We start from the raw sequence: 19,721 nt of genomic DNA on the forward strand, positions 1-19,721 counted from the left end.
TCCTTTATATGATGACGTCGAGGAAGGTGGCGTCCTGCCCGTCCAGGGCGCGCAGGGCGTGTGCCGTCTTCGAGGAGAAGTACAGGCTGTCGTGCGGTTCCATGACCAGGACATCGTTCTCCAGGGTGATTTCGAGCCGGCCTTCGAGCATGTAGATGAACTCCTCGCCGGGGTGGCTGTTGAATGACAGCTCGGCATCTTCGGCAAAGGGCACGGTGACGATGAAGGGCTCCATGGAGGGCCGGAAGAAGCGGTAGGCAAGGGACTTGTACTTGTATGCCTTGCGGCGGTCCACGGACAGGCCCTTGCCAGCGCGGACCAGGCTGTAGCCGCGCAGGTGGGCATTGTCGCCCGTGAGCAGGGCTGTCAGGTCCACGTCGAACGCCTTGGCCACCTCGAACAGGTAGCTGACCGGGACCTCGGTGTCGCCTTCCTCGTAAGAACGCACTTCATCCACGCTCACATGGGCGCGGGCAGCAAAATCCTCAATGGTGAAGTCGAGGGCGTCGCGCAGACCCTTCAATCGCGCGGCGATCTCCCTGGTATGGTTGTCCGGGGGCACGGTTCCTCCTTTGGGCTGTTCGCGCCTGGGGGGCGCTGTTGGATGTACCGGATCGCGCCTGGGGTTGTGCGGGTGCAATCCGCTTTCGTGTTGTCGAAAAAACATGTCATGTCAAACACTCATTACCATAGAGTGACGGCTGCAACAGCGAAGACGCGCGGCAGTTCCCCGATATCAGCGGTAGGAAAAGGGGTGGCGGATTGTATGGATTTCGGGTAGCAGATGCGACCGGAGGTTGCTCGGTTTACAGGCGAACCATACTTGGTAAACCGGGATGGGAAAAAACGCTCCAAGCCAGGGGAGGCTAACGAATGCATCCAGAAAAGCTGGGAACGCGGATTCGTACGTATCGCGAGAATCAAGAACTGAGCCGCGCCGAGCTGGCGCAACGTGCGGAGCTCGACGAGCTGTTTATCGCCGCGCTTGAAGAGGACAACATCGCGCCTTCGCTGGGCCCGTTGATCCGCGTCGCACGGGCGCTCGGCGTACGCCTCGGCACATTCATGGACGACGACGCCTGCCATGACCTGTGCATTACCCGCAAGGCGGAGCGCCAGAACCTGGCCTCCATCCACACCACCACCGTATCCCCCACACGGAACGTCAAGGGCAAGGGGCTTGTGTTCCACTCCCTGGGCGCGGCCAAGACCGACCGCCATATGGAGCCGTTTTTCATCGAGATTAACCCCATGGACGAGCCCTACGCCGAGGGCGCCGAGCCCCTGTCCTCCCATGAGGGCGAGGAGTTCATCGCCGTGCTCTCGGGCAAAGTGCTCTTTGTCCACGGCAAGGACCGCTACCTGCTCGAAGAGGGCGACTCCATCTACTACAACTCCATCGTTCCCCACTACGTGGGCTCGGGCGGCAGCGAGACGGCGACCATCCACGCCGTGCTCTACCTGCCGTGCTAAGGGGGCGGATATGACCCGTCCCGCACTGCGCGAAATCACATTGGGGCAGATGCTCGACGAGATCATCGAGCTCTATCCTGACAACGACGCACTGGTGTACGTGGACCGCGACTTCCGGCTGACCTACCGTCAGTTCGGCGAGCTCGTGGACACGCTGGCCAAAGGGCTGATGGCCCTGGGCGTGGAGCACGGCGAGAAGGTGGCCGTCTGGGCCACCAACGTGCCGTACTGGATCGCCCTGCAGTTTGCCACGGCCAAGATCGGCGCCATCCTGCTCACCGTGAACACGAGCTACAAACGCTCCGAGCTGGAGTACCTGCTGACCCACTCGGAGTGCGAAAACCTCTTCATCATCGACGGGTACCGCGACTCCGACTACGTGCAGATCCTCTACGACGTGGCGCCGGAGCTCAAGCACTCCCAGCGCGAGTCGCTCAAAAGCCCCAAGCTGCCGCACCTCAAGCGCGTCTGCTTTCTTGGACACGCGAAGCACCGCGGCATGTACTCCCTGCCCGAGATCCTGGGCCTGGCGCGCATGGTCTCCGACGAGGAGTACCAGGCCAGGCAGGACGCCTGCGACCCGCACGACGTGGTCAACATGCAGTACACGTCCGGCACCACGGGCTTTCCCAAGGGCGTCATGCTTACCCACTACAACATTGGCAACAACGGCTACTGGATCGGCGAGAACCAGCGCTTTACCGAGAAGGACCGCCTCTGCCTGCCCGTGCCGCTGTTCCACTGCTTCGGCTGCGTGCTCGGCGTGCTTGCCGCAGTGAGCCACGGCAGCTGCCTCGTTGTGCTGGAGGCCTTCAACCCCATCCAGGTCATGGCCTCCGTGGACCAGGAAAAGTGCACCGCGGTTTACGGCGTGCCCACCATGTTCATCGCCGTGCTGGAGCACAAGCTCTTCGACCGCTTCGACTACTCCAGCCTGCGCACCGGCATCATGGCCGGATCGCCCTGCCCGGTGCACGTCATGCGCCAGGTCATGGAAAAGATGAACATGACCGAGATCACCATCTGCTACGGGCTGACCGAGTCCTCGCCGGTGATGACCCAGACCCTGCCGGACGACTCGGTACGCCACCGCGTGGAAACCGTGGGCCGCGCCATGCCCGAGATCGAAGTGCGCATCGTGGACCCGGAGACCAACCAGGAGGTCCCGCACGGCGTGCAGGGCGAGGTCTGCTGCCGGGGCTACAACAGCATGAAAGGCTACTACAACAACCCGGAAGCCACGGCCAAGACCATTGAGGAAACCGGTTGGCTCCACTCCGGCGACCTCGGCGTGATGGACGACGACGGCTACGTGACCATCAACGGCCGGCTCAAAGATATGATCATCCGCGGCGGCGAGAACATCTATCCCCGCGAGATCGAAGAGTTCCTCTATACCATGGAGGGCGTGAGCGACGTGCAGGTGGCTGGCGTGCCCAGCCGCAAGTACGGCGAGGAGGTCGGCGCCTTCATTATCCGCAAGAAAGGCTCGGATATTGAAGCCGAAGACGTTAAGGACTTCTGCCGCGGCCAGATCGCCTGGCACAAGATCCCCAAGTACATCGCCTTCGTGGACTCCTATCCGCTCACTGCCTCCGGCAAGGTGCAGAAGTACAAGCTGCGCGAAGACGCCGCCCGTCTGTTCCCGGAAGCCATGAAGTAGGAGTTTCTGTTAGAAAGTTGGATAAATAATCGTCCAGAATAATAGACTGGCAAAATGGCCCGGTTCCCACAGCGTGGGGACCGGGCCGTTTCTTTTCATGCCAAGCGCATTTGTATGGGGGACGCTGTCCCCCAAGCCCCCTGCTGGGTCCATATGATCCCGTTCAGGGGTCCAGGGGAACATTCCCCTGGCCGCCGGAGGCAAAAAAACGCAGCCGCCGGAGGCTTTTCTTTAATTATTCTTAGAAGTATCCCAGCGCCCGCAGCTGCGCCATGACGGCTTCCTTGTCGGGGTTGCGGCTGGCGCGTTCGGAGGCGGCCTGTCCTTCTTTACCAGGGGCTGTGGTGCAGGGGATGCAGCTCAGGGAACGGTAGCCCTGGTCGTAGGGCGGGGCGTAGGGCAGGTCGAAGGTGCGGATGTAGTCCCAGACATCGGTTTCGCTGAAGTCGAGCAGGGGGTGGATGCGCTCGTGGGGCGGGTGCTCGCGCGGGGAGACGGCTGTTTCGCCGGCGCGGGTTTCGTGCTCGTCCCGGCGGATGCCGGAGATCAGGGCGGTGAGGCCGAGCTCGGTGATGGCTGCGCGCAGGGGCGCCACCTTGAGCACGCGGCAGCATTCCAGCCGGTTGGTGGAGGGCATGGCGCCGTCGGCGGCCATGGCGGCCCAGTCGGCGTCCTGCACGATGCGCAGGTCCAGGCCCCAGTCGGCGGCCAGGCGGTCGCGAAAGGCGGTGACCTCCGGAAACTTGACGCCGGTGTCGATGGAGAGCACGGGCAGGGGCACGCTGCCGCCGTACATGGTGCGCACCAGGTGGAGGGCCACGAGGGAGTCCTTGCCGCCGGAGAAGGCCACGGCCATGGAGCCGTGGTGGCGTGCACGCGCGGATTCGAGGAGCGCGAGAGCGGTTTCGATCTTGGTTGGAAGCTGGGAACGGGAGGTCATGCGTTGTCCTGGAGAAGGGTGATGCGCAGGCCGGAGTTGCGTACGCCGCGATCGGGTGGGATGATCAGGCCCATGCAGAAGGGGCGTTCGGCATCGGGGCCCCGGCAGATGAACGTGGCCGGAAAGGCGTGGCCGTTGTTGTCTCGCAGTGTCAGGGAGCATTCGTCCAGGGGAGAGGCGCCCGGTTGGGACATGCTGTGCAACATGTCGCGCAGGAGAGCGGCCTGGTCGGCCTGCACGTGATCGAGGAAATCGGCGAGGGGCGTGAGGCGCGTGCGGTTGGTGACGAGCAGCAGCCGGCACAGCGCGTAGGACCAGAAGAAGGTATCGCTGACCGGGTCCCACTCCCATACGCCCCAGGAATGCAGGGGCGAGAAATCGGGGTCCTCGGTGCTGCCGGCTGCCGGCACGCCGTACTCGTCAAAGACGTTGCAGATCAGGACCCGGTTGAGCACGCCGCCCAGGCACTCGGCAACAGCCTCCAGGGCGCGCTTCGAGACATCGGGGATGACGTCGAATGATCCGGCGTTGAGGGCGGCGATGGTTTTTCCGTTGTAACGAACCGGAATTATGGAAATGTTCTTATATGCAGCCACGAGCTCCGGGTTGGGGGACCGCAAGACCGCCTTCATCTCGTCGGTCGCCTCGTCGGAGTGGATGGGCTGGTTGGTCATGAGCTTGTGGTACATGGGGAGGGCTGGTGTGATTGCGTGGTAGTAGTTGGAGAACTCCGGGGACAGGTTGCGGGAGGTGAAGAGCTCCAGGGGGTTTCCCTCGCGATTCTCCACGCAGACGTGGATGCAGCTCGAATCGACACCATCAAGGGCCTGGACCGAGTCGAGGATGGCGTCGAGTGTCTCGTCCTGTGTGGACGCGCGGCTCAGGGCCAGGGCCAGATCGCGCTGGCGCTCTATCAGCGTCTCGGCGGCCATGCGTTCCTCGATCTCGCGCATCAGCCGCCGGTTGGTCATATCCAGGGCCTGGGTGCGCTTCTCCACAAGGCGTTCAAGATGCTTGCGGTAGCGTTCGTTCTCGCGGGCCAGGCGTTCGGCCGAAAGGGCCAGCCGCCTGTGCTCCAGGGCGCGGGACACCGTGCTGAGTAGGGTCTGCTTGCGCACCGGCTTGGCCAGGTAGTCGTACGCGCCGCGGCGCATCATTTCGGTCATGGCCTCCAGGTCCGGCTTGCCCGTGACCATGATGACCACCGGCGGCTCGTTGATGGCTGTGATGTGCTCGATGAGCGTATCGCCCATGTCGCCGGGCATGAGGATGTCCGTGATCACGATGTCGAAGCGCTTCCTGGCAAGGGCCAGGGACGCGTCCTTTACCGAGCCCACGGTGGTGACGTCGTACGAGGCCTTGCGCAGAAAAAAGGAAAACGTCTCTTGGATGGACTCTTCGTCGTCCACTACGAGTATCTGTGCCATGCCTTCCCAGTACCACAACGCCGGGATGGAACACGAGGGCTCATTTGGCGCTTCGCGGCCTGGAAAGGCATGGAACAGACAGGAATTGCTACTTTTCTTCGACAGGGTAGTTGCTGCGGAACCATTCGTGCCAGCCGCCGAGGAGCACCTGCACGTTGGTGAAGCCGTGCCCCATGAGTTCCTGCGCCACCCGGGCGCTGGTGTGTTCGTTGGGTCAGGCGCAGTACAGAACGTACTCGGCCTCGGGATCGAGCGAGCCGATGGCGGCGTCCACGGCGTTGGGATCGAGATGCCTGGCGCCGGGAAGCTTGTACTCGCTGCCCTTCCAGTCGGAGTTGGAGCGGACGTCAAAGATGGTCAGGTTCGGGTCGCCCAGCCTGGACTTCAGGGTGTCCTTGTCCATGCGGGGCACTGTGTCTGCAGCGGTCGCCGTGGCGGCCAGGCCGAAGACGAGGGCCAGTGTCAGGATCAGCAAAACTGCGCGGTGCGTCATAAGTTTCTCCGTCTGCGGTTGGAATGGAAAAAATGGTCCTCGTTCCATTCTATACCGACAGACGTGACGGCCTGCAACCGCTCAGCGTTTGCGAGGGAAGGATACGGCCGCGGCCAGAAGCACGCAGGCGACGAACAAGCTGACCCAGGGGCGGTCCGAGCCGCCAACCAGGGCAGCGGCCATGATCAGGTATATGCCGGCTGCAGCGCGGTGCGCGATGCGGGAGTTGCGCAGCACGCAGTTGGAGGCAGCGACGTTGACCACGGCGTAGCCGGCCAGCCACAGACCGAAGGCTCCGGCGGCGTATGCCTCCAGCACAGGCTTGCCGGCATAGCCCAGACCCAGCAGGCCGGCCACGGCGGCGCAGGGCAGGAGCATGGGCATGGCGGCCAGGAACGGACGCCGCGAGGCCGGGAACAGGGGCACGGAGGTGGCGCGGATGGCCAGCAGCAGGCCGCCCAGGGCCGTGATCGTCGTCAGGATGCACGCGCCGCCCATGAGCATCCGACCTGTGGAGCCCAAGGCGCGGCGAGCCAGGAGCATGTGCGGCACGGTGGTGTCGGCAAGGCGGCCTGCATCCACCACATGCAGAGCCGCGGCCCCGAACATGGCCAGCAGCACGGCTCCGGCGATGACGGTCAGCATGTAGGCGCTGCGCCGGGCCGAGACGTCGGGCTCGGGCTCCGCCAGCAGAGGGCCGATCTCAAAGCCGATAAGCAGCGTGGTGGCCAGGAGCAGCCCGGAGAGCGAGAACGCAGGTAGCTGGTCCACGCCGGCGTTCTCCCCGGCCGGCGCACCCAGGGCGGCGGTGAAGAAGATGAGCAGCGTGAGAACGGCCAGCATGCCCGAGACGGCCACCAGTTGCCGCAGCGGTTTTTCACCCAGGGCGGCGAAGCCGGCCAGCACGGCCAGCAGCAGGAAGGAGAAGCCGAGGTTGGGGAACTGCCGCCAGAAAACCTCGTTGAAGATGTAGCCGGCCAGGGCCAGCAGCGAGGTGCCCATGAACAGGAACACGCCCACGCGGGCGGCCAGCGGCACCAGGGCCAAGCGGACGATGACGCGGGGCGTGGGGTCCTCTCCGCAGACGGGCGAGAGGCCCAGGGCGATGGACTCCGGCTCGCTGCCTCGTGCAGGCAGCCGGACGTAGGCTGCGGCGGTGAGGCCGTACAGCGCGGCGAGCAGCGCCGTGATGATGAAGACGATCCAGCCGCTGTGGCCGGCCAGGGCGCCGAAGGCGGCCAGCGCGCGTACGTTGAGCACAAAGCCGAGGGAGACGATGAGCGCGGCGGCGAGGGAGCGGAGCGGCGGGACGGGCTGTCCGGAACCCATGTAGCGATACCTCCGGGAATCTTGTGTATGCGGTTGAGCGGTGCGGCACGCATTTGCCGGCCGAATTACGGCCGGGTCGCGACAGCATACCACGTCGATTCCAGAAGGGAAGGGTGTGGCGAAAAAAGCGCCGGACTCAGCGGCTCTGGTGCTCCAGCAGATACTTGAAGAACCGCTGCACGTAGCGGCCGGAGACCACGTCGGGCAGGGTGAGCCGCGGGGGCGACTGGTCCGGAAAGAAGCCGGTGAAGGCCAGGAAGATGTCCTGCGAGAGCTTGCCCAGCACAGGCTCCAGCTCGTTATTCCACAGCTCCTCCTGCGCCCCCTCGGGCAGCTCAAAGGTGCGGCACTGCAAGGGTCGGGAGTCAAACAGCAGGCAATGCTCCTCCTCCAGCAGCGGGCAGACCGCGCCGGACTCGGCCAGACACCACTCGTCCGTGGCGCTTTCCAGGCCGCGGGTGGTGGTGGCCTCGGTGCGCGCCGTCTCCATGGCGCGGGCAATGAGCTCCTGGCGCTTCTCGCTGGACAGGGACACGTTCATCTGATGGCTCAGGTACACGGCCTCGGCAAAGCTGAGCCGGATGGGCCGGGTGCAGCAGCGCACGTGGCCCATGCCGCAGCGGGGCACGGATTCATCCTCTTCGTCCAGCACGCGATCCTCGGCGCGTTGCACCAGGGCCTCGTAATCGCCGAAGAACGGGGAGAGATCCACGAGGTGTTTGTACTCCAGGGAGGGCTCCCGCACCGTGAGCTTGCCGGCGCGGCGGCCGTACTTGCGCAGGGTCCACCACTGGTTGAAGCTGGCGGGCTGCGACTTCAGGCCCTTGAGCTTCTTGCCGGCCAGCTTGTGGCCCAGGCCGCGGCGCAAGAGGTAGGCGTTGAGCACCGTGCCCGTGCGGCCGATGCCGTGGCGGCAGTGGATGAGCACCTTTTTGCCCAGGTAGATGGCCTCGTCCAGCCAGGCCAGGGCCTCTTCCATGGCCGGCATGTCCGGGGCTTCCTCGTCCGGTATGGGCAGGTAGTAGACGTCGAACCCGTGGTTGGCCTCGATGTCGTGCAGGTCGCAGAACTCGGCGCAGAGATTGAGGATTGCGGTAACGCCCTGCTCCTTGATGGCGTCCAGCTGATCATAGGACATGGGAGCCTGGCCCACGGCGAGCTGGTCTGTGACCCAGTGCAGGGTGTAGGCGGGGGCGTCTTTCTTGCGGAGCATGGCGAAGCTCAGCGGTCCGTTTTTTCGAGGAACGTGGCAAGGGCGGAATCGAGGCTGGCGTCATCCACCAGGGCCATGTCCAGCAGCCGGGTAACAGCCATGAGATAGCCGAGCATGGCGAGCCGCCGCTGGATCAGGCCCGCGTCGCAGCGCCTCAGGTGCGCGTCCAGCATGTCGCCGCGGATCTCGATTTCGAAGTCGTAGTGCTCCAGGATGCGGCGGATGAACTCCAGCCTGCGCCGGCGCTGGTCATAGGCTGCGCCGCCCCCCTGGAAGCGGAAGTTGATGTAGTTGTTCTTGTCCTCCGGACCGCAGACTGTATCCAGCACGGAGAAGTGGTAGCCGAAGCGGATCATCATGTGCATGTACTGCGCGGAGATGACGGCGTAGCTGGCCAGGAACTTGGCGTGCTTGGGGAAGATGCCGGCGCTCACGCGGTCGAACTCCTCCCAGTCCACGTGGGTCATGCCCTGGGACCAGTCGGCGTCCTGGTCGGAGAGCCCCCACCACACGGCCCACAGCGGCTCGCTGGCGATGTCGTCCTGGGTTATCTCGGTCTTCTGCGCCGCGGCAGGGAACAGGCCGTTCTCCAGGTCGAGCACGTAGAGCACGATGGGCAGGTCGGTCTTCAGCCGCTTGGCGCGGGTCATGGAGCGGCCGCCCTTGTCCACCAGGGAGAACATCTCAGCCACGGATTTCTCGTGCACGAAGCGGACGAGGTCGTGGAAGGAGCGGCAGTGCTCCGGACTGAACTCCGGGGAGTCCGGATCGGTCAGGTTGAGGGGCGAAATCTTGGGGATGACGGCGGCCAGCCTGTCGCCTGCAGGGGTTCCGGCCAGGCGCAGGGCGGGTCGCTCTTCGCCGGCAAGAAGCTCGATGCGGCCGGCGTGCACCCTGCCCAGGCCGCGGCGGTGGGAAAGGGTGACGATTGCGCCCTCGGCCAGGGCCTCGAAGGGGTCGGGGTCTGCGCAGACAAACACGGGCAGGCCCTGCTCCCGCGCCACGGAGGCGAAGTGGCTGGCGCGGCTGCCGGCTCGGGCGACCACGCCGGAGAGCTTGTGCGCGATGGTGGAGAGCTGCGGGGGCAGGGTCAGGCTGACGAGCACGGCGCCTTCGGGGATGTCGGCCGCGGCCATGCTCGTGGCATGGACCACGGGGCCACTGCCGGCTCCGGGCGCGGCAACCTCCAGGTCCGCCAGCACGGGCACGTCGTCCACGTCCTCGGGCTCCTCCAGGGGGCGGGTGTCCACCTCTTCCAGGCCGGCGTGGGGACGGGACTGCAAGATCCACAAAGAGCCGCCCGGGTCCTCCACCCACTCGATTTCCCGCGCTTCCGGAGCCTGCTCCGCACCGGCGCTTTCTCCGGCGTGCTTCTCTGCGTCGCGTTCCAGCCGCACGGCGTGGCGGGCCAGCTCCAGCAGCCCTTCGCCCGTACGCATCAGGGGCGGCGGGGATGTGGTGGGCGCCAGGGACAGGGCGTCGTTCTCGTCGCGTTCCACCTGGAAGGAGAGGCCGCTGCGAGAGCCGTTGACCAGGCTTTCGCCGCCGCCTTCCACCACGTAGATGCCGGCGCGCCGGGCGCCGCCGCGGGATGCGTCGCGGCTGAGCACCACGCCGGCGTTGCGCGCCTCCACCATGGGCATGATCAGGACGGCCATGGGCGTCTCCTCGTCGGCCAGGCCGGACATGACGCGGTAGGCGATGGCAGACTCGGCGTAGCGCGAGGCGAGGACTGTCTTGCACGCCTCGGGCACATCGGCAGCGGCCACGTTGAGCACGGACTCGAACTGCCCGGCAAAGGAGCGGCTGCCGTCCTCGAACAGGCCGGAGGAGCGCACGGCGAACCGGACTTCGGCATCATCGGAGACCAGGCCGGCTTCGCGGGTCTCCTGCTCCAGGGCCGGGACGGCCTGGGCCAGCTCGGTCGCGATGGTCTCGGGCAGCTCGGCCTTGGCCACCAGTGGCATGAGCTTCTGCGAGGCGGCGCGCACCGAATCCGGATCGTCGAGATCCACATGGGAAAGGGCCGCGCGGATGGGCTCGCGCAGGGCGGCGGACTCCAGAAAGTAGTTGTAGGCGCGGATGGTGAGCACAAAGCCCGGCGGCGTGGGGACCAGAGCCGCGGCGCCGGCCAGGGAGGCGGCCTTGCCGCCGGCCAGCTTGATATTTCCGGCCGCCTTGGCCAGGGGGATGATGTGGGGCGGGGCCAGGTCCGGCTCGGGCAGGTCCACGCCCATGCTCACGTAAAAGTCGATCTTGCGGTAGAACTCCATGAGGCCCATGTAGCGGCTGGGGCTCATCTCCATGAGGCCTTGCACGCAGCGCTCCACGGAGGCGGAGAGGTCGTCGCAGAGCCGTTGGATCATGGCCCAGTCCACCAGGCGGCCGCCGTAGTGGATGCCCTCCAGGTCGGCGATGCGCTGCATGGACATATCGTCGTGCTCCAGCAGGGACTTGAACGCCGTATACTTGGCGCGCAGCAGGCTGCCGGGCGCAAAGACCTGGTAGGTCCAGTGCTTGAAGAGTTGGCCGATGGACATGGTATGAGGTGCCGTATCGCAGAAGTGGGGGAGGGAACGCAAGCCGAGGGGCTACATCGCGAGCACTTCCTCGACCTTGCTTTCGAGCTCGTCCTTGTCGATGGGTTTGACGCAGTAGTCCGATGCGCCGAGCCGCACGGACTCCCGGGCCGTCTCCAGGGTGGGGTAGCCGGTCAGCATGATGACCTTGACGCTGGGGGCGACCTTCTTGATCTCCTCCAACACCTCCACTCCTGTCATCTTTTTCAGCTTGATGTCCAGGATGGCGAGGTCCGGCGCGGTCTTGGCCGCGGCGTTGATGGCCTCCTCCTCTTCGGTGAAGGCGGTCACCTCGTGCCCCTTGCGCTCCAGAATGCGTTTGACCAGGGTGCCCTGGTCGCTCACATCGTCCAGTACGATGATGCGTGCCATGTATCCTCCGTATCGTGCTTTATGCTTACGCCGCGGGCGTGTCCGCGGGTTCGGTATCCAACTCCTGCTGTTCCTGCTTGCAGATGGAGCTGGATACGGGCGTGTCGATGGATTCCTCGTGGTCCAGGGGCAGGTCCACTACGAACACCGTGCCCGGACCGCGATCATTCGGCGGCGGCAGCTTCTGTTGCGTCTGCGGAGTGAGACTTTCGAAAAACGAGTTCGGCAGCGGGCTTGTGGCTTCTATGGAGCCGTCGTGGTCCTCGATGATGCCGAAAGAGACCGAAAGCCCGAGGCCCGTGCCTTCGCCCACGGCCTTGGTGGAGAAGAACGGGTCGAAAATTTTGGGCATGGCGTCCGGTGGTATGCCGGGGCCGGTGTCCGCCACCCAGATGGTGACCTTTTGCAGCGGGGTATAGAGCCGCGTCTTGACGATGATGGCGCCGCCTGTCTCGTGCATTGCGTCGCGGGCGTTGTTCAGGAGGTTTATCCAGACCTGCTTGAGCTTTTCCGGGTCGCCGAAAATGATGGGCATGCGGTCGTCCATGTCCGTGATGATCTCCACATGATCGAGGTAGAACGTGTGGGAGACCAGGGTGACGACCTCCATGACCGAGTTGTTGAGGCACATCTCGCGCTTGGTGCTTTCCGCGCGGCGGGAAAAGCCCAGGAGGTCGCTGACGATCTGCCGGCAGACCTTGGCTTGCTTTTCGATCGTCCTGAGATCCTTGTATATCTGCGAGTCGTGGTCCACATCGTCCTGCAGAAGCTGGGCATAGCCGAGGATGACGCCGAGGGGCGTGTTGATCTCGTGGGCCACGCCGCCGGCGAGCTTGCCCAGGGACTCCATCTTCTGGGAGTGGAGGAGCTGCTCCTGGTACTCGCGCACCTCGGTCATGTCGCGGCTGGTGCGCAAGAGACCCACGGTGCGGCCCTCGGAGTCGCGCACAGGCGTCCAGACCACGTGGAACCAGCGCTCGCCGCCGTTGCTCGTGTCGGATATTTCGGCCTTGCGCACCTGGTCGGTTTCCAGGGCGGCGCGGGCTTCGATGGCTCTGCGCCTGGCGTTCTCCGGAGCAAAGAGGTCCTCGTCGGTTTTACCGATGATCTCCTCCTCCGGCATGTGGACGAAGTCGGTAAAGGCCTTGTTCGCGGACATGTAGCGGAGGTTGTTGTCGAACAGGGCGATGAAGTCCGGCGTGACGGTCATGATGGTGCGCAGCAGCTCCTGCTGGCGCCGCAGGTTGGCCTCGGCCTCGCGCAATTCCTTGATGTGCGTGTTCAGGGTCACGGACATGACGTCAAAGGCCTCGGCCAGGTTCTGAATCTCGTCGCCGGCGTTCTGGCGGTAGATGACGCAGTCGCGGCAGGACTCCACGCAGGAGTCGGGCACGTTGTCGTCCAGGTGGCCGGCCATGTACCAGCACCGCCGCAGGGGGTCGCCATACGCCGGGCAGGTGGTGAGGTTGCAGTTCATGCACTCCCAGCAGTGCCGGGTGGGCAGCGGCGCGGACTGCACGTCCAGGTTGCCCATGACCACGCTCTCGGCGTGCTTCTTGAGCAGGTTGATGCGCCGGGTGACGCGGTGGGCGAAGGCCAGCCCGGCAATGAGCGCGATGAGCAGCGAAACCGAGGAGATGGCCAGCACCGCCACGTTGAGCCGGGACACGGGCTCCAGAAGCTGCTCGCGGGAGAGGCCCAGGCGCACGGTGCCGAGGTTGGAGCCGGCCAGGCGGACAGGCGCGGCGAAGTCGTAGATGTATCCGGCGCTCGTATCCACGATGACCAGGGAGAAGTTGTCGTCGGAGATGGGGTTGGCTTCGGTCAGCTCCACCGGGAAGCCGTTCTGGAAAGTGTGGGCCAGAACATTGCCGCTCTCGTCCATGATGAAGGCGTAGACGATGTCCGGCGAGACCTTCTTGAGCTCGTCCACGAGGTTCTTGAGCCGCAGCAGGTCGTCGGCGATGAGCGGCTCGGCGGCGCGCATGGCCAGGTTCTCGGCCACGGTGCGGCCGCGCTTCCTGCCCTCGGAGAGCACGGCGCGGGAGGCCATCTCGCCCAGGGTGACGGCGAAGATGATGGCCATGGCTATAACGATGCCCGAGATGCCCAGGGCGATCTTGGTGCGGAACTTCATGCGCTCCACGGCGCGCAGCACCCCGGCGAAGGGGCGGAAGCCTATGCGTCTCGAAGGGGCTTTGAAGTCAGGCATATCAGTCCGTGGCGTTTTGGCCGAGCATGCCCAGGCGGGCCATGAGCTCCCGCACCGGTTGGTAGTCCGCATCCTCTGCCGGGATGATGTCCTCTATCTCCGCCGCCTCCAGAATGAGCGCGTCCTGGGCCTTGGCCTTGTCGAGGGCGAACATGGCGTCGGCGATTTTCTGGACGACCTCCGGGTTCAGCCCCCTGCGTGCGGCGTAGACCCATCCGGGGTAGGAGCGCGTCTGGTCCACGATGCGCAGGCGGGAGATGTCTATCTTGTCCGCCACCACGTCCAGGGTGCCCTCGCGGATGGAGCCGAAGTCGTACGTGCCGGCGTACACGGCCATGGCCACCTTCTCCTGCTTGCCGCCCGGGCCGGGGGCGAAGTCGATGGAGGCGAAGTCCCTGGGCTCGATGCCGTGCATCATGAAGTGGCCGAGGACGAAGAGGTAGCCGCCGGCGGAGTTGGGGTCCACGGCGAACCAGTGCTTGCCCACGCAGTCCTGGAGCGTGCGGATGCCGCTGTCGGCGCGGGTGATGATCTGGCCGCGGAAGGACGGGCTGCCGGACGCCTCCACCACGCGGGCAAAGGCGTGGGCCCCCAGGTTGGCCAGGCGGACGTAGACCATGGGGTTGGAGAAGGAGATGTCGATCTCGCCGCGGGCGACCATCTTCACGTGCTCGTCGAAAGTGTCTGGAAAGACCTGGCGCAGCTCCAGGCCGGTCTCCCGGCTGAGGTACTCGATGAGCAGCCGGTGGCGGGAGTAGGACGTGGTGTGCGAGTACTGCGGCAGGTAGGCGTAGGTGATAGCCCCGGCAGGGGAAGGGATGATGATCTCAGCGCGCTTGGAGAGGTCCACCTTTTTGATCGGGGTGTCGGACATCTCGCCGGGTAGGTCGTCGCAGCCGGCCAGGGCGGCGCAGATCAGAAGCAGGCACAGGAACAGCCGCGCGGCTGCAGTATGGAAAAATCGTGTTTTCGTCATAAGCTTACTGACCATAACACGGACCCCCCCGCACATTCCACACGCAAAACGGTGCTATATCGCTCCGGATACGTGGGCGATTTCCGGCACTAGGCGCGGGATGCAAAGCATGGTACACGGGCGTTCCCCCAACGAGAGGCGTGAAAAGGACGATACATCATGACAGACGAATCGAATCTCGAGTTATATGCAGTGCCCATGTCGCGCCTGTGGCAGGTGCTTTATCTACTGGGCGTTGCCGCAACAGCCGGGGCCGTGGCCTGGAGCTTCAAGGTGGGCTTCACCTGGTCGGCCATCTGCCTGCTCGTGGTGGGCATCCCCCTGGGCGCGTTGTACTGGTACATGATCTTTTATGCGCCGTCGCGCATCTACCTGGGCATGGGCGAGACCAGCCTGACCGTGGCGGCGGCGCCCTTTGCCGTCCGCGTGGTGCCCTATGCCGAAATCGAGCGCGTCTTCGAGATCGACCTGAAGAACCCGGCGCCGGAGAACGAATCCCTCAAGCCGGGCAAGTCCAAACGCGGCCTCAAGGTGGGCAGCTATCGCGCCGGCATCTTCAAGATCGCTAGCGGCAAGGAAGCGCTCTTTGCCGTGTCCAGAAAGAACGCCATCGGCTTGCGCACCTCCGAAGGCTTCATCTTCGTCAGTCCGTCGCGGATGCAGCACTTCCGCGAGATGCTCGCCGCCTACGGCGTTTCCTGATCCGGGCTTCCCTACACCATCTCCATGGCCGCGCACGCATCCTTGCCCGAAACGGGCGAGGTGCGCCGGTTCCGCGCGTTCCGTGCGTCCGTTGATCGCGCCGCTATGCTGTTTTGCACGAAGGGCGAAGCGGTGCGCTTGCGGCGTAGCGCGGGTTGCTGCGCATTCCTGTAGAGCTCCGGATGGGAGCGCATGCGGTTGGAGTCGCAGCGTACGGTGTCCGGTTTCAGGCGGCTGCGAGGGTATTGTCCGTGCAGAGTTTCATCACACAATGGGTGGGGAATGCGGCGAAGCTGCCGCAACGTGAGCACGCAAAAAAAGCCGCCTCCGGAGCTGTTCCGGTGGCGGCTTCTTCGTGTCGTGCAGGATGTTACGAAAGCTATGACGCCGTGGCGGTCTCGCCGCGCTCCTTCTTGGAGTCGCGTTGCGGCACGTCCATGTAGTCCAGATAGTTGATGAGCTGCTCGGCGTCCGGGTTCTCGTCGCGCAGGATGGCGTGCGCCTTGCGGAACACGGGCAGGTACTTCTTGGAGTTCGAGAAAAGGACGCGGACCACGATGTACGTGGGCACGAAGAAGAAGTTGGGGCCGACGGCGCCGGCGAGCGGCAGGGTGAAGTTCACGTCGCCAAAGCGGTATCCCAGCCAGCCCAGCGCGAAGAACGCCGGCCAGAGGGAGGCGGCGAACAGCGCGATGTTGGAGAAGAATGTTTTGCCGAAGGCGTCGTTGGCCAGGTCGTTGCACGCTTTGTAGGTGCCTTTGTCCTTGGCCATGAGCGCGCGGATGGACAGGTTGTGGTTGCTGACCATGTCCGTGCGGTTCTGCCGGAAGTAGCTGCGGTTTATGTAGTAGACCCCGGCGATGGCCAGCTCGCCCACGGCGGAGGTGATCAGTGCGATCCAGGCAAGGCCCAAGGCGAATCCGAGCGTTGCGTCACCCGGAATGCGAAAGACCCAGATGAAGATCGGGTCGAGGAAATGGTAGATTGCTTGGCTGTCCATGGTGGTTGCTCTGGGCTGAATGCTCTGGCTGTTAGGGTTGTTGGAAACCGGACCCGACCAGGGGAGAAGGCCGGGTCCGGATTGGATGCAGCGTGCTCTTTAGAAGGGCGGCACCAGGCTGTAGCCCAGGAAGCCCTTGGACGTGTAGCGGATACCCACGTACAGGGCCAGGACGACGAAGAGGCGCTTGAGCCAGACGTCCGGGATGTACTTGGAGGTCCGCGGTCCGATGAGCGAACCGATGACGATGCCGATGAGCTCGGCGCCGATCAGGCCCCAGGCCACCGGAGTGCTCTTGGCCACCATGTAGGAAACGATGGAGTTGAGCATGCCGATGAACACCGCCAGTGCGGAGGTGCCGGCCACGAGGTACATGGGCAGGCCCGCAACGGAGGTGAGGAAGGGCACGAGCAGGAAGCCGCCGCCGACGCCCAGGAAGGAGGCCAGGGAGGCGATGATGAAGCCGCCGATGAGCGGCACGATGGGGTTGAAGGAGAACTCCACGCCGAAGAAGGTGAAGATGCACTTGGTCAGGGTGAAGGACTGCAGCTTCACGCCCTGGGCCGTGGTGTCGGAGTGGGACTTCACGGAATCCTGGAAAGCCTTGGCGGCTTCCTTGGCTTTCTTCTTCTTGTTCTGGCCGGCCGGGGTGGTCTCATAGAAGAGGTAGCAGCCCAGGAACAGAACGAAGAGGCCGAAGTAACCCAGGTAGGACGAGAGGTTGATCTTGCCCGCGGTGATGATCGGCACCAGCCAGGAACCGGCTACGGAGCCGACGGCCAGGGAGACGCCCAGCGGCGCCACGAGGCGGCCCATGCGGTAGTAGTTGAAGGACGACAGGGCGGCCGAGCAGCCCACGAGCCACTGGTTGGACACGCGGATGGAGTCGGTGACGACCTTGTTCAGGTCGTTCTTGCCCAGGCCCTTGGCGTAGTCGCCCAGGCCGTAGATGGTGATGTGGCCCACGCCGGCCATGATGCCGCCGAATGCGCCGACGGTGGAGAAGATCCAGCCCACCCAGATAGCCCAGATGAGACCGACGTAGATGTTGAGCGTGGGCGCGCCGGGGATGCCCAGGTAGCCGGGCTCGCCCTGTACGTTGCTCGATGCGATGGCGTCGGCGAGACGGTCGGCAAATGCCGGCTGCGCCAACACTGCCAGGCCGAGAAGACCGAGACAGAGACCAATGGTGAGTTTGCGCACGGTGAAACCTCCTTTCGTGACAATATTTGGGATATACGGACACCCGGCGGTCTGTTCGCGTTCGAGATGCCGGACCGCGCGATCAGCGTCCGCACTCTTCATGCGCCGGGACATGACGACCTTTGATTTTTGCTAGCAGCGGGAAGCGAGGATAAACAAAAGATAATCCGGATAGTGAAAAAAAGAACAAGCTCAACCTTCGCAGCTCGCCGCTGCGCGACTTTTTACCCGCTCTCGATTGTGACAAAGTTCACAAAGTTCGGTCGACGATACTGAGCCCATTCAATATCCATAACATATCCCCCGCGAATTGCGCTATCCCCGACAGATACTTTTTAGAACGCCTCAGGCAGCCGCGGCGCCAGTCCATGGGACCACCTGGCGTAATGGACGGAATGACCTGCCGCGGCATTATCCTTTATAGGGAGCGCATGGTGATTTCCCGTACGGGGAACGTGCCGGCGGTCCGCTCTGCCGCACAAGGAATCGGCTTCGCGTCAGGAGCACTGGTGCAGCTGTTCAATCTCGTGGTTTAATTCTGTGATTCAATCCCGTGGCTCGCCGTCCCGGGGCCTATTGACCTGTCCGGTTCAAGGGGTGATACTTATTCCGCCTGAAAACTATCGAAATTACTTGTGCAAGGGGGAAGGTTCATGTCCGAGGCCGATGCGGACATCACCACGGCGCCGCAGCACGGCGCTTCCGAGCAGCACGCATCGCGGAAACTCATACCGTTTTCCGGCGCCCGGCCACGCCACCATCTTGATATCGCCTACCTCTCGCTCAAGCGCACGGGCGTTGCCGCGTCCCTTGTCCTGCACTCCCTGCTCATCGTTTTCGCCCTTGTGAACCTCCACTGGGCCATGCCCTCCACGGAGCTGGAGCCCCTGGTCGTCAGCGTGACCCTGGAGGACATGCCTGAGGAGGAGGCCAGGCGGTCCCCGGAAGAGGTTGAGCCGCCCGAGGAGGCGGCGCCGCCGGAAGGTATGGTGGTGCAGGCCCCGGCAAAGGACAACGCCAAGCTCATCAGCGCCAACAAGTCCGACGAGGCCGTCATCCATCCGCACGACATGTTCTTCGGCGGCGTGCTCAAGCAGGGGAACGAGATACGCTGGTCATTGCGGGCGCTGGCCGCCGAGGCCTACACCCTGGACGACTACCTGGGGAACTACAAGATCCGCGGTGAGGACCGCATTATCCGGATCATCGATGGCCGCAAGAAGTACGGCAAGCTGCTCTTCCTGGACGAGCAGACCGGCGAGCTGCGCCAGCTAACCCAGTTCGGCGACAAGATTTTCACCTACGGCCCCACCTTCGAGGCCGAGGAGCCAGTGGTCGGGTCCATCACCTTCCTGCCGATCAAGCATCACGCCGAAAGCGGCGACACCGAGATTCCCAGCCGCATCCTCTGGCTGCCGCCCGATCCGCCCAGCAAGTACGGCGAGAAGATCCGCTTCGACGAACGCGAGGTGCAGGTGGCGGCCGGTCTGCGCGGCTTCCTCACGGCCCCGCCGGGCAAGGGCCCCTATCCGGCCGTGGTCTGGGCCGCGGACGCCGGCTGCCGCTCCCACTTCTCCTACCGTGTTGTGGCTCGCGAGCTGGCCCTCAACGGCATGGCGATGCTCAGCCTGACCGCCCCTGAGTGCCCCGATCCCCCGGACGACCTGCGGCCTGTGGTCACGGCCGAGCACATCCGCCAGGGCCTCGCTTTCCTGCGCAACCTGCCGGGCGTGGACGCCAGGCAGGTGGGCGTGTGGGCGCGCAACGCCGGCCTCGGCCCAGCCCTGGACACCTTCGAGCAGCCCGGAGGCCCCACCTTCCTCATCACCATACAGGAAAAGGTGGACGAAGACGCCCTGAGCACGGCGCAGATACACGCGCCACGGGACGTTCGCAGCCTGTGGTTCCTTGTGGGCGACAACACGTGGTCCACGGCCATGACCAAACGGTTGTCCGGCAGGGATGTGGAAGTGCGCGCCATAACGCCGCCGCGTACCTACGACACCCGCTCCGACCCGGATGCGGACATCGACCGTCTGAAGCTCATCGGTCCTGTCTACGCCGCCGATGTCTTAAAGTGGCAGGGGATAGAACATCCCGCCGGTCAAGGTGATTCCTGATCGTAACAGACCCTGCATC

Annotated in this window: 17 protein-coding genes; 4 read left to right on the plus strand and 13 right to left on the minus strand. The window is 64.4% G+C overall.

The window, feature by feature from the left end; genetic code table 11:
- Window positions 1–4: 4 nt before the first annotated feature.
- A complete protein-coding gene (locus tag E8L03_RS16730) occupies window positions 5–562 on the minus strand; it encodes a helix-turn-helix domain-containing protein (protein ID WP_235896756.1) in 558 nt (185 codons plus the stop codon).
- 311 nt (window positions 563–873) lie between these two features.
- On the opposite strand from E8L03_RS16730, the gene E8L03_RS16735 reads away from it, so the two are divergent.
- The gene (locus E8L03_RS16735; RefSeq protein ID WP_144307431.1) at window positions 874–1,473 is read left to right on the plus strand and encodes an XRE family transcriptional regulator; all 600 of its coding nucleotides are present in this window, start codon (window positions 874–876) and stop codon (window positions 1,471–1,473) included.
- Window positions 1,474–1,483: 10 nt separating this feature from the next.
- Window positions 1,484–3,136, plus strand: a complete 1,653-nt coding sequence (locus E8L03_RS16740) for an AMP-binding protein (protein ID WP_171267977.1) — start codon at window positions 1,484–1,486, stop codon at window positions 3,134–3,136.
- Between the two features lie 241 nt (window positions 3,137–3,377).
- Here E8L03_RS16740 and E8L03_RS16745 read toward each other — a convergent pair whose 3' ends face one another.
- The 9 genes from E8L03_RS16745 to E8L03_RS16785 form a co-directional block, all read right to left on the minus strand.
- Window positions 3,378–4,076: a phosphoadenosine phosphosulfate reductase family protein gene (locus E8L03_RS16745; RefSeq protein WP_171267978.1), complete on the minus strand. Its 699-nt coding sequence runs from the start codon at window positions 4,074–4,076 to the stop codon at window positions 3,378–3,380.
- Window positions 4,073–5,503, minus strand: coding sequence for a response regulator (locus E8L03_RS16750; RefSeq protein WP_171267979.1), 1,431 nt, complete (start codon window positions 5,501–5,503; stop codon window positions 4,073–4,075). Before E8L03_RS16750 ends, E8L03_RS16745 begins: the two co-directional genes overlap by 4 nt.
- An 88-nt stretch (window positions 5,504–5,591) precedes the next feature.
- Window positions 5,592–5,996, minus strand: a complete 405-nt coding sequence (locus E8L03_RS16755) for a rhodanese-related (seleno)protein (protein ID WP_483406967.1) — start codon at window positions 5,994–5,996, stop codon at window positions 5,592–5,594.
- 81 nt (window positions 5,997–6,077) lie between these two features.
- Window positions 6,078–7,325 (minus strand): APC family permease, encoded by a 1,248-nt coding sequence (locus tag E8L03_RS16760; RefSeq protein WP_171267980.1) that lies wholly within the window; start codon window positions 7,323–7,325, stop codon window positions 6,078–6,080.
- Window positions 7,326–7,461: 136 nt separating this feature from the next.
- Complete coding sequence (locus E8L03_RS16765) at window positions 7,462–8,538, minus strand: protein-tyrosine phosphatase family protein (RefSeq protein WP_144307425.1); 1,077 nt, start codon at window positions 8,536–8,538, stop codon at window positions 7,462–7,464.
- Window positions 8,539–8,546: 8 nt separating this feature from the next.
- Window positions 8,547–11,078, minus strand: coding sequence for a PEP/pyruvate-binding domain-containing protein (locus E8L03_RS16770; RefSeq protein ID WP_171267981.1), 2,532 nt, complete (start codon window positions 11,076–11,078; stop codon window positions 8,547–8,549).
- Window positions 11,079–11,129: 51 nt separating this feature from the next.
- Window positions 11,130–11,489 (minus strand): response regulator, encoded by a 360-nt coding sequence (locus tag E8L03_RS16775; protein ID WP_144307423.1) that lies wholly within the window; start codon window positions 11,487–11,489, stop codon window positions 11,130–11,132.
- A gap of 25 nt (window positions 11,490–11,514) precedes the next feature.
- Window positions 11,515–13,701 carry a PAS domain-containing protein gene (locus E8L03_RS16780; protein ID WP_171267982.1) on the minus strand — a complete coding sequence of 729 codons (2,187 nt, stop codon included), beginning with the start codon at window positions 13,699–13,701 and terminating at the stop codon, window positions 11,515–11,517.
- A gap of 1 nt (window position 13,702) precedes the next feature.
- Window positions 13,703–14,677: a phosphate/phosphite/phosphonate ABC transporter substrate-binding protein gene (locus E8L03_RS16785; RefSeq protein WP_425325947.1), complete on the minus strand. Its 975-nt coding sequence runs from the start codon at window positions 14,675–14,677 to the stop codon at window positions 13,703–13,705.
- Window positions 14,678–14,836: 159 nt separating this feature from the next.
- Between E8L03_RS16785 and E8L03_RS16790 the strand changes: the two genes are divergently transcribed.
- Complete coding sequence (locus E8L03_RS16790; protein ID WP_144307422.1) at window positions 14,837–15,379, plus strand: PH domain-containing protein; 543 nt, start codon at window positions 14,837–14,839, stop codon at window positions 15,377–15,379.
- Between the two features lie 11 nt (window positions 15,380–15,390).
- On the opposite strand, the gene E8L03_RS20910 is transcribed toward E8L03_RS16790, so the two are convergent.
- The 3 genes from E8L03_RS20910 to E8L03_RS16800 all read right to left on the minus strand — a co-directional run bounded on the left by E8L03_RS20910 (window position 15,391) and on the right by E8L03_RS16800 (window position 17,582).
- Complete coding sequence (locus tag E8L03_RS20910; RefSeq protein ID WP_216367911.1) at window positions 15,391–15,573, minus strand: hypothetical protein; 183 nt, start codon at window positions 15,571–15,573, stop codon at window positions 15,391–15,393.
- 185 nt (window positions 15,574–15,758) lie between these two features.
- Complete coding sequence (locus E8L03_RS16795) at window positions 15,759–16,379, minus strand: hypothetical protein (RefSeq protein ID WP_144307420.1); 621 nt, start codon at window positions 16,377–16,379, stop codon at window positions 15,759–15,761.
- A 99-nt stretch (window positions 16,380–16,478) separates the two neighbouring features.
- Window positions 16,479–17,582, minus strand: coding sequence for a sulfite exporter TauE/SafE family protein (locus E8L03_RS16800; RefSeq protein WP_235896755.1), 1,104 nt, complete (start codon window positions 17,580–17,582; stop codon window positions 16,479–16,481).
- Between the two features lie 653 nt (window positions 17,583–18,235).
- On the opposite strand from E8L03_RS16800, the gene E8L03_RS16805 reads away from it, so the two are divergent.
- The gene (locus E8L03_RS16805; RefSeq protein WP_171267983.1) at window positions 18,236–19,702 is read left to right on the plus strand and encodes an alpha/beta hydrolase family protein; all 1,467 of its coding nucleotides are present in this window, start codon (window positions 18,236–18,238) and stop codon (window positions 19,700–19,702) included.
- Window positions 19,703–19,721: the final 19 nt, after the last annotated feature.

The sequence above is a fragment of the Oceanidesulfovibrio marinus genome (assembly GCF_013085545.1).
GTDB classification, from domain to species: Bacteria; Desulfobacterota; Desulfovibrionia; order Desulfovibrionales; family Desulfovibrionaceae; genus Oceanidesulfovibrio; species Oceanidesulfovibrio marinus.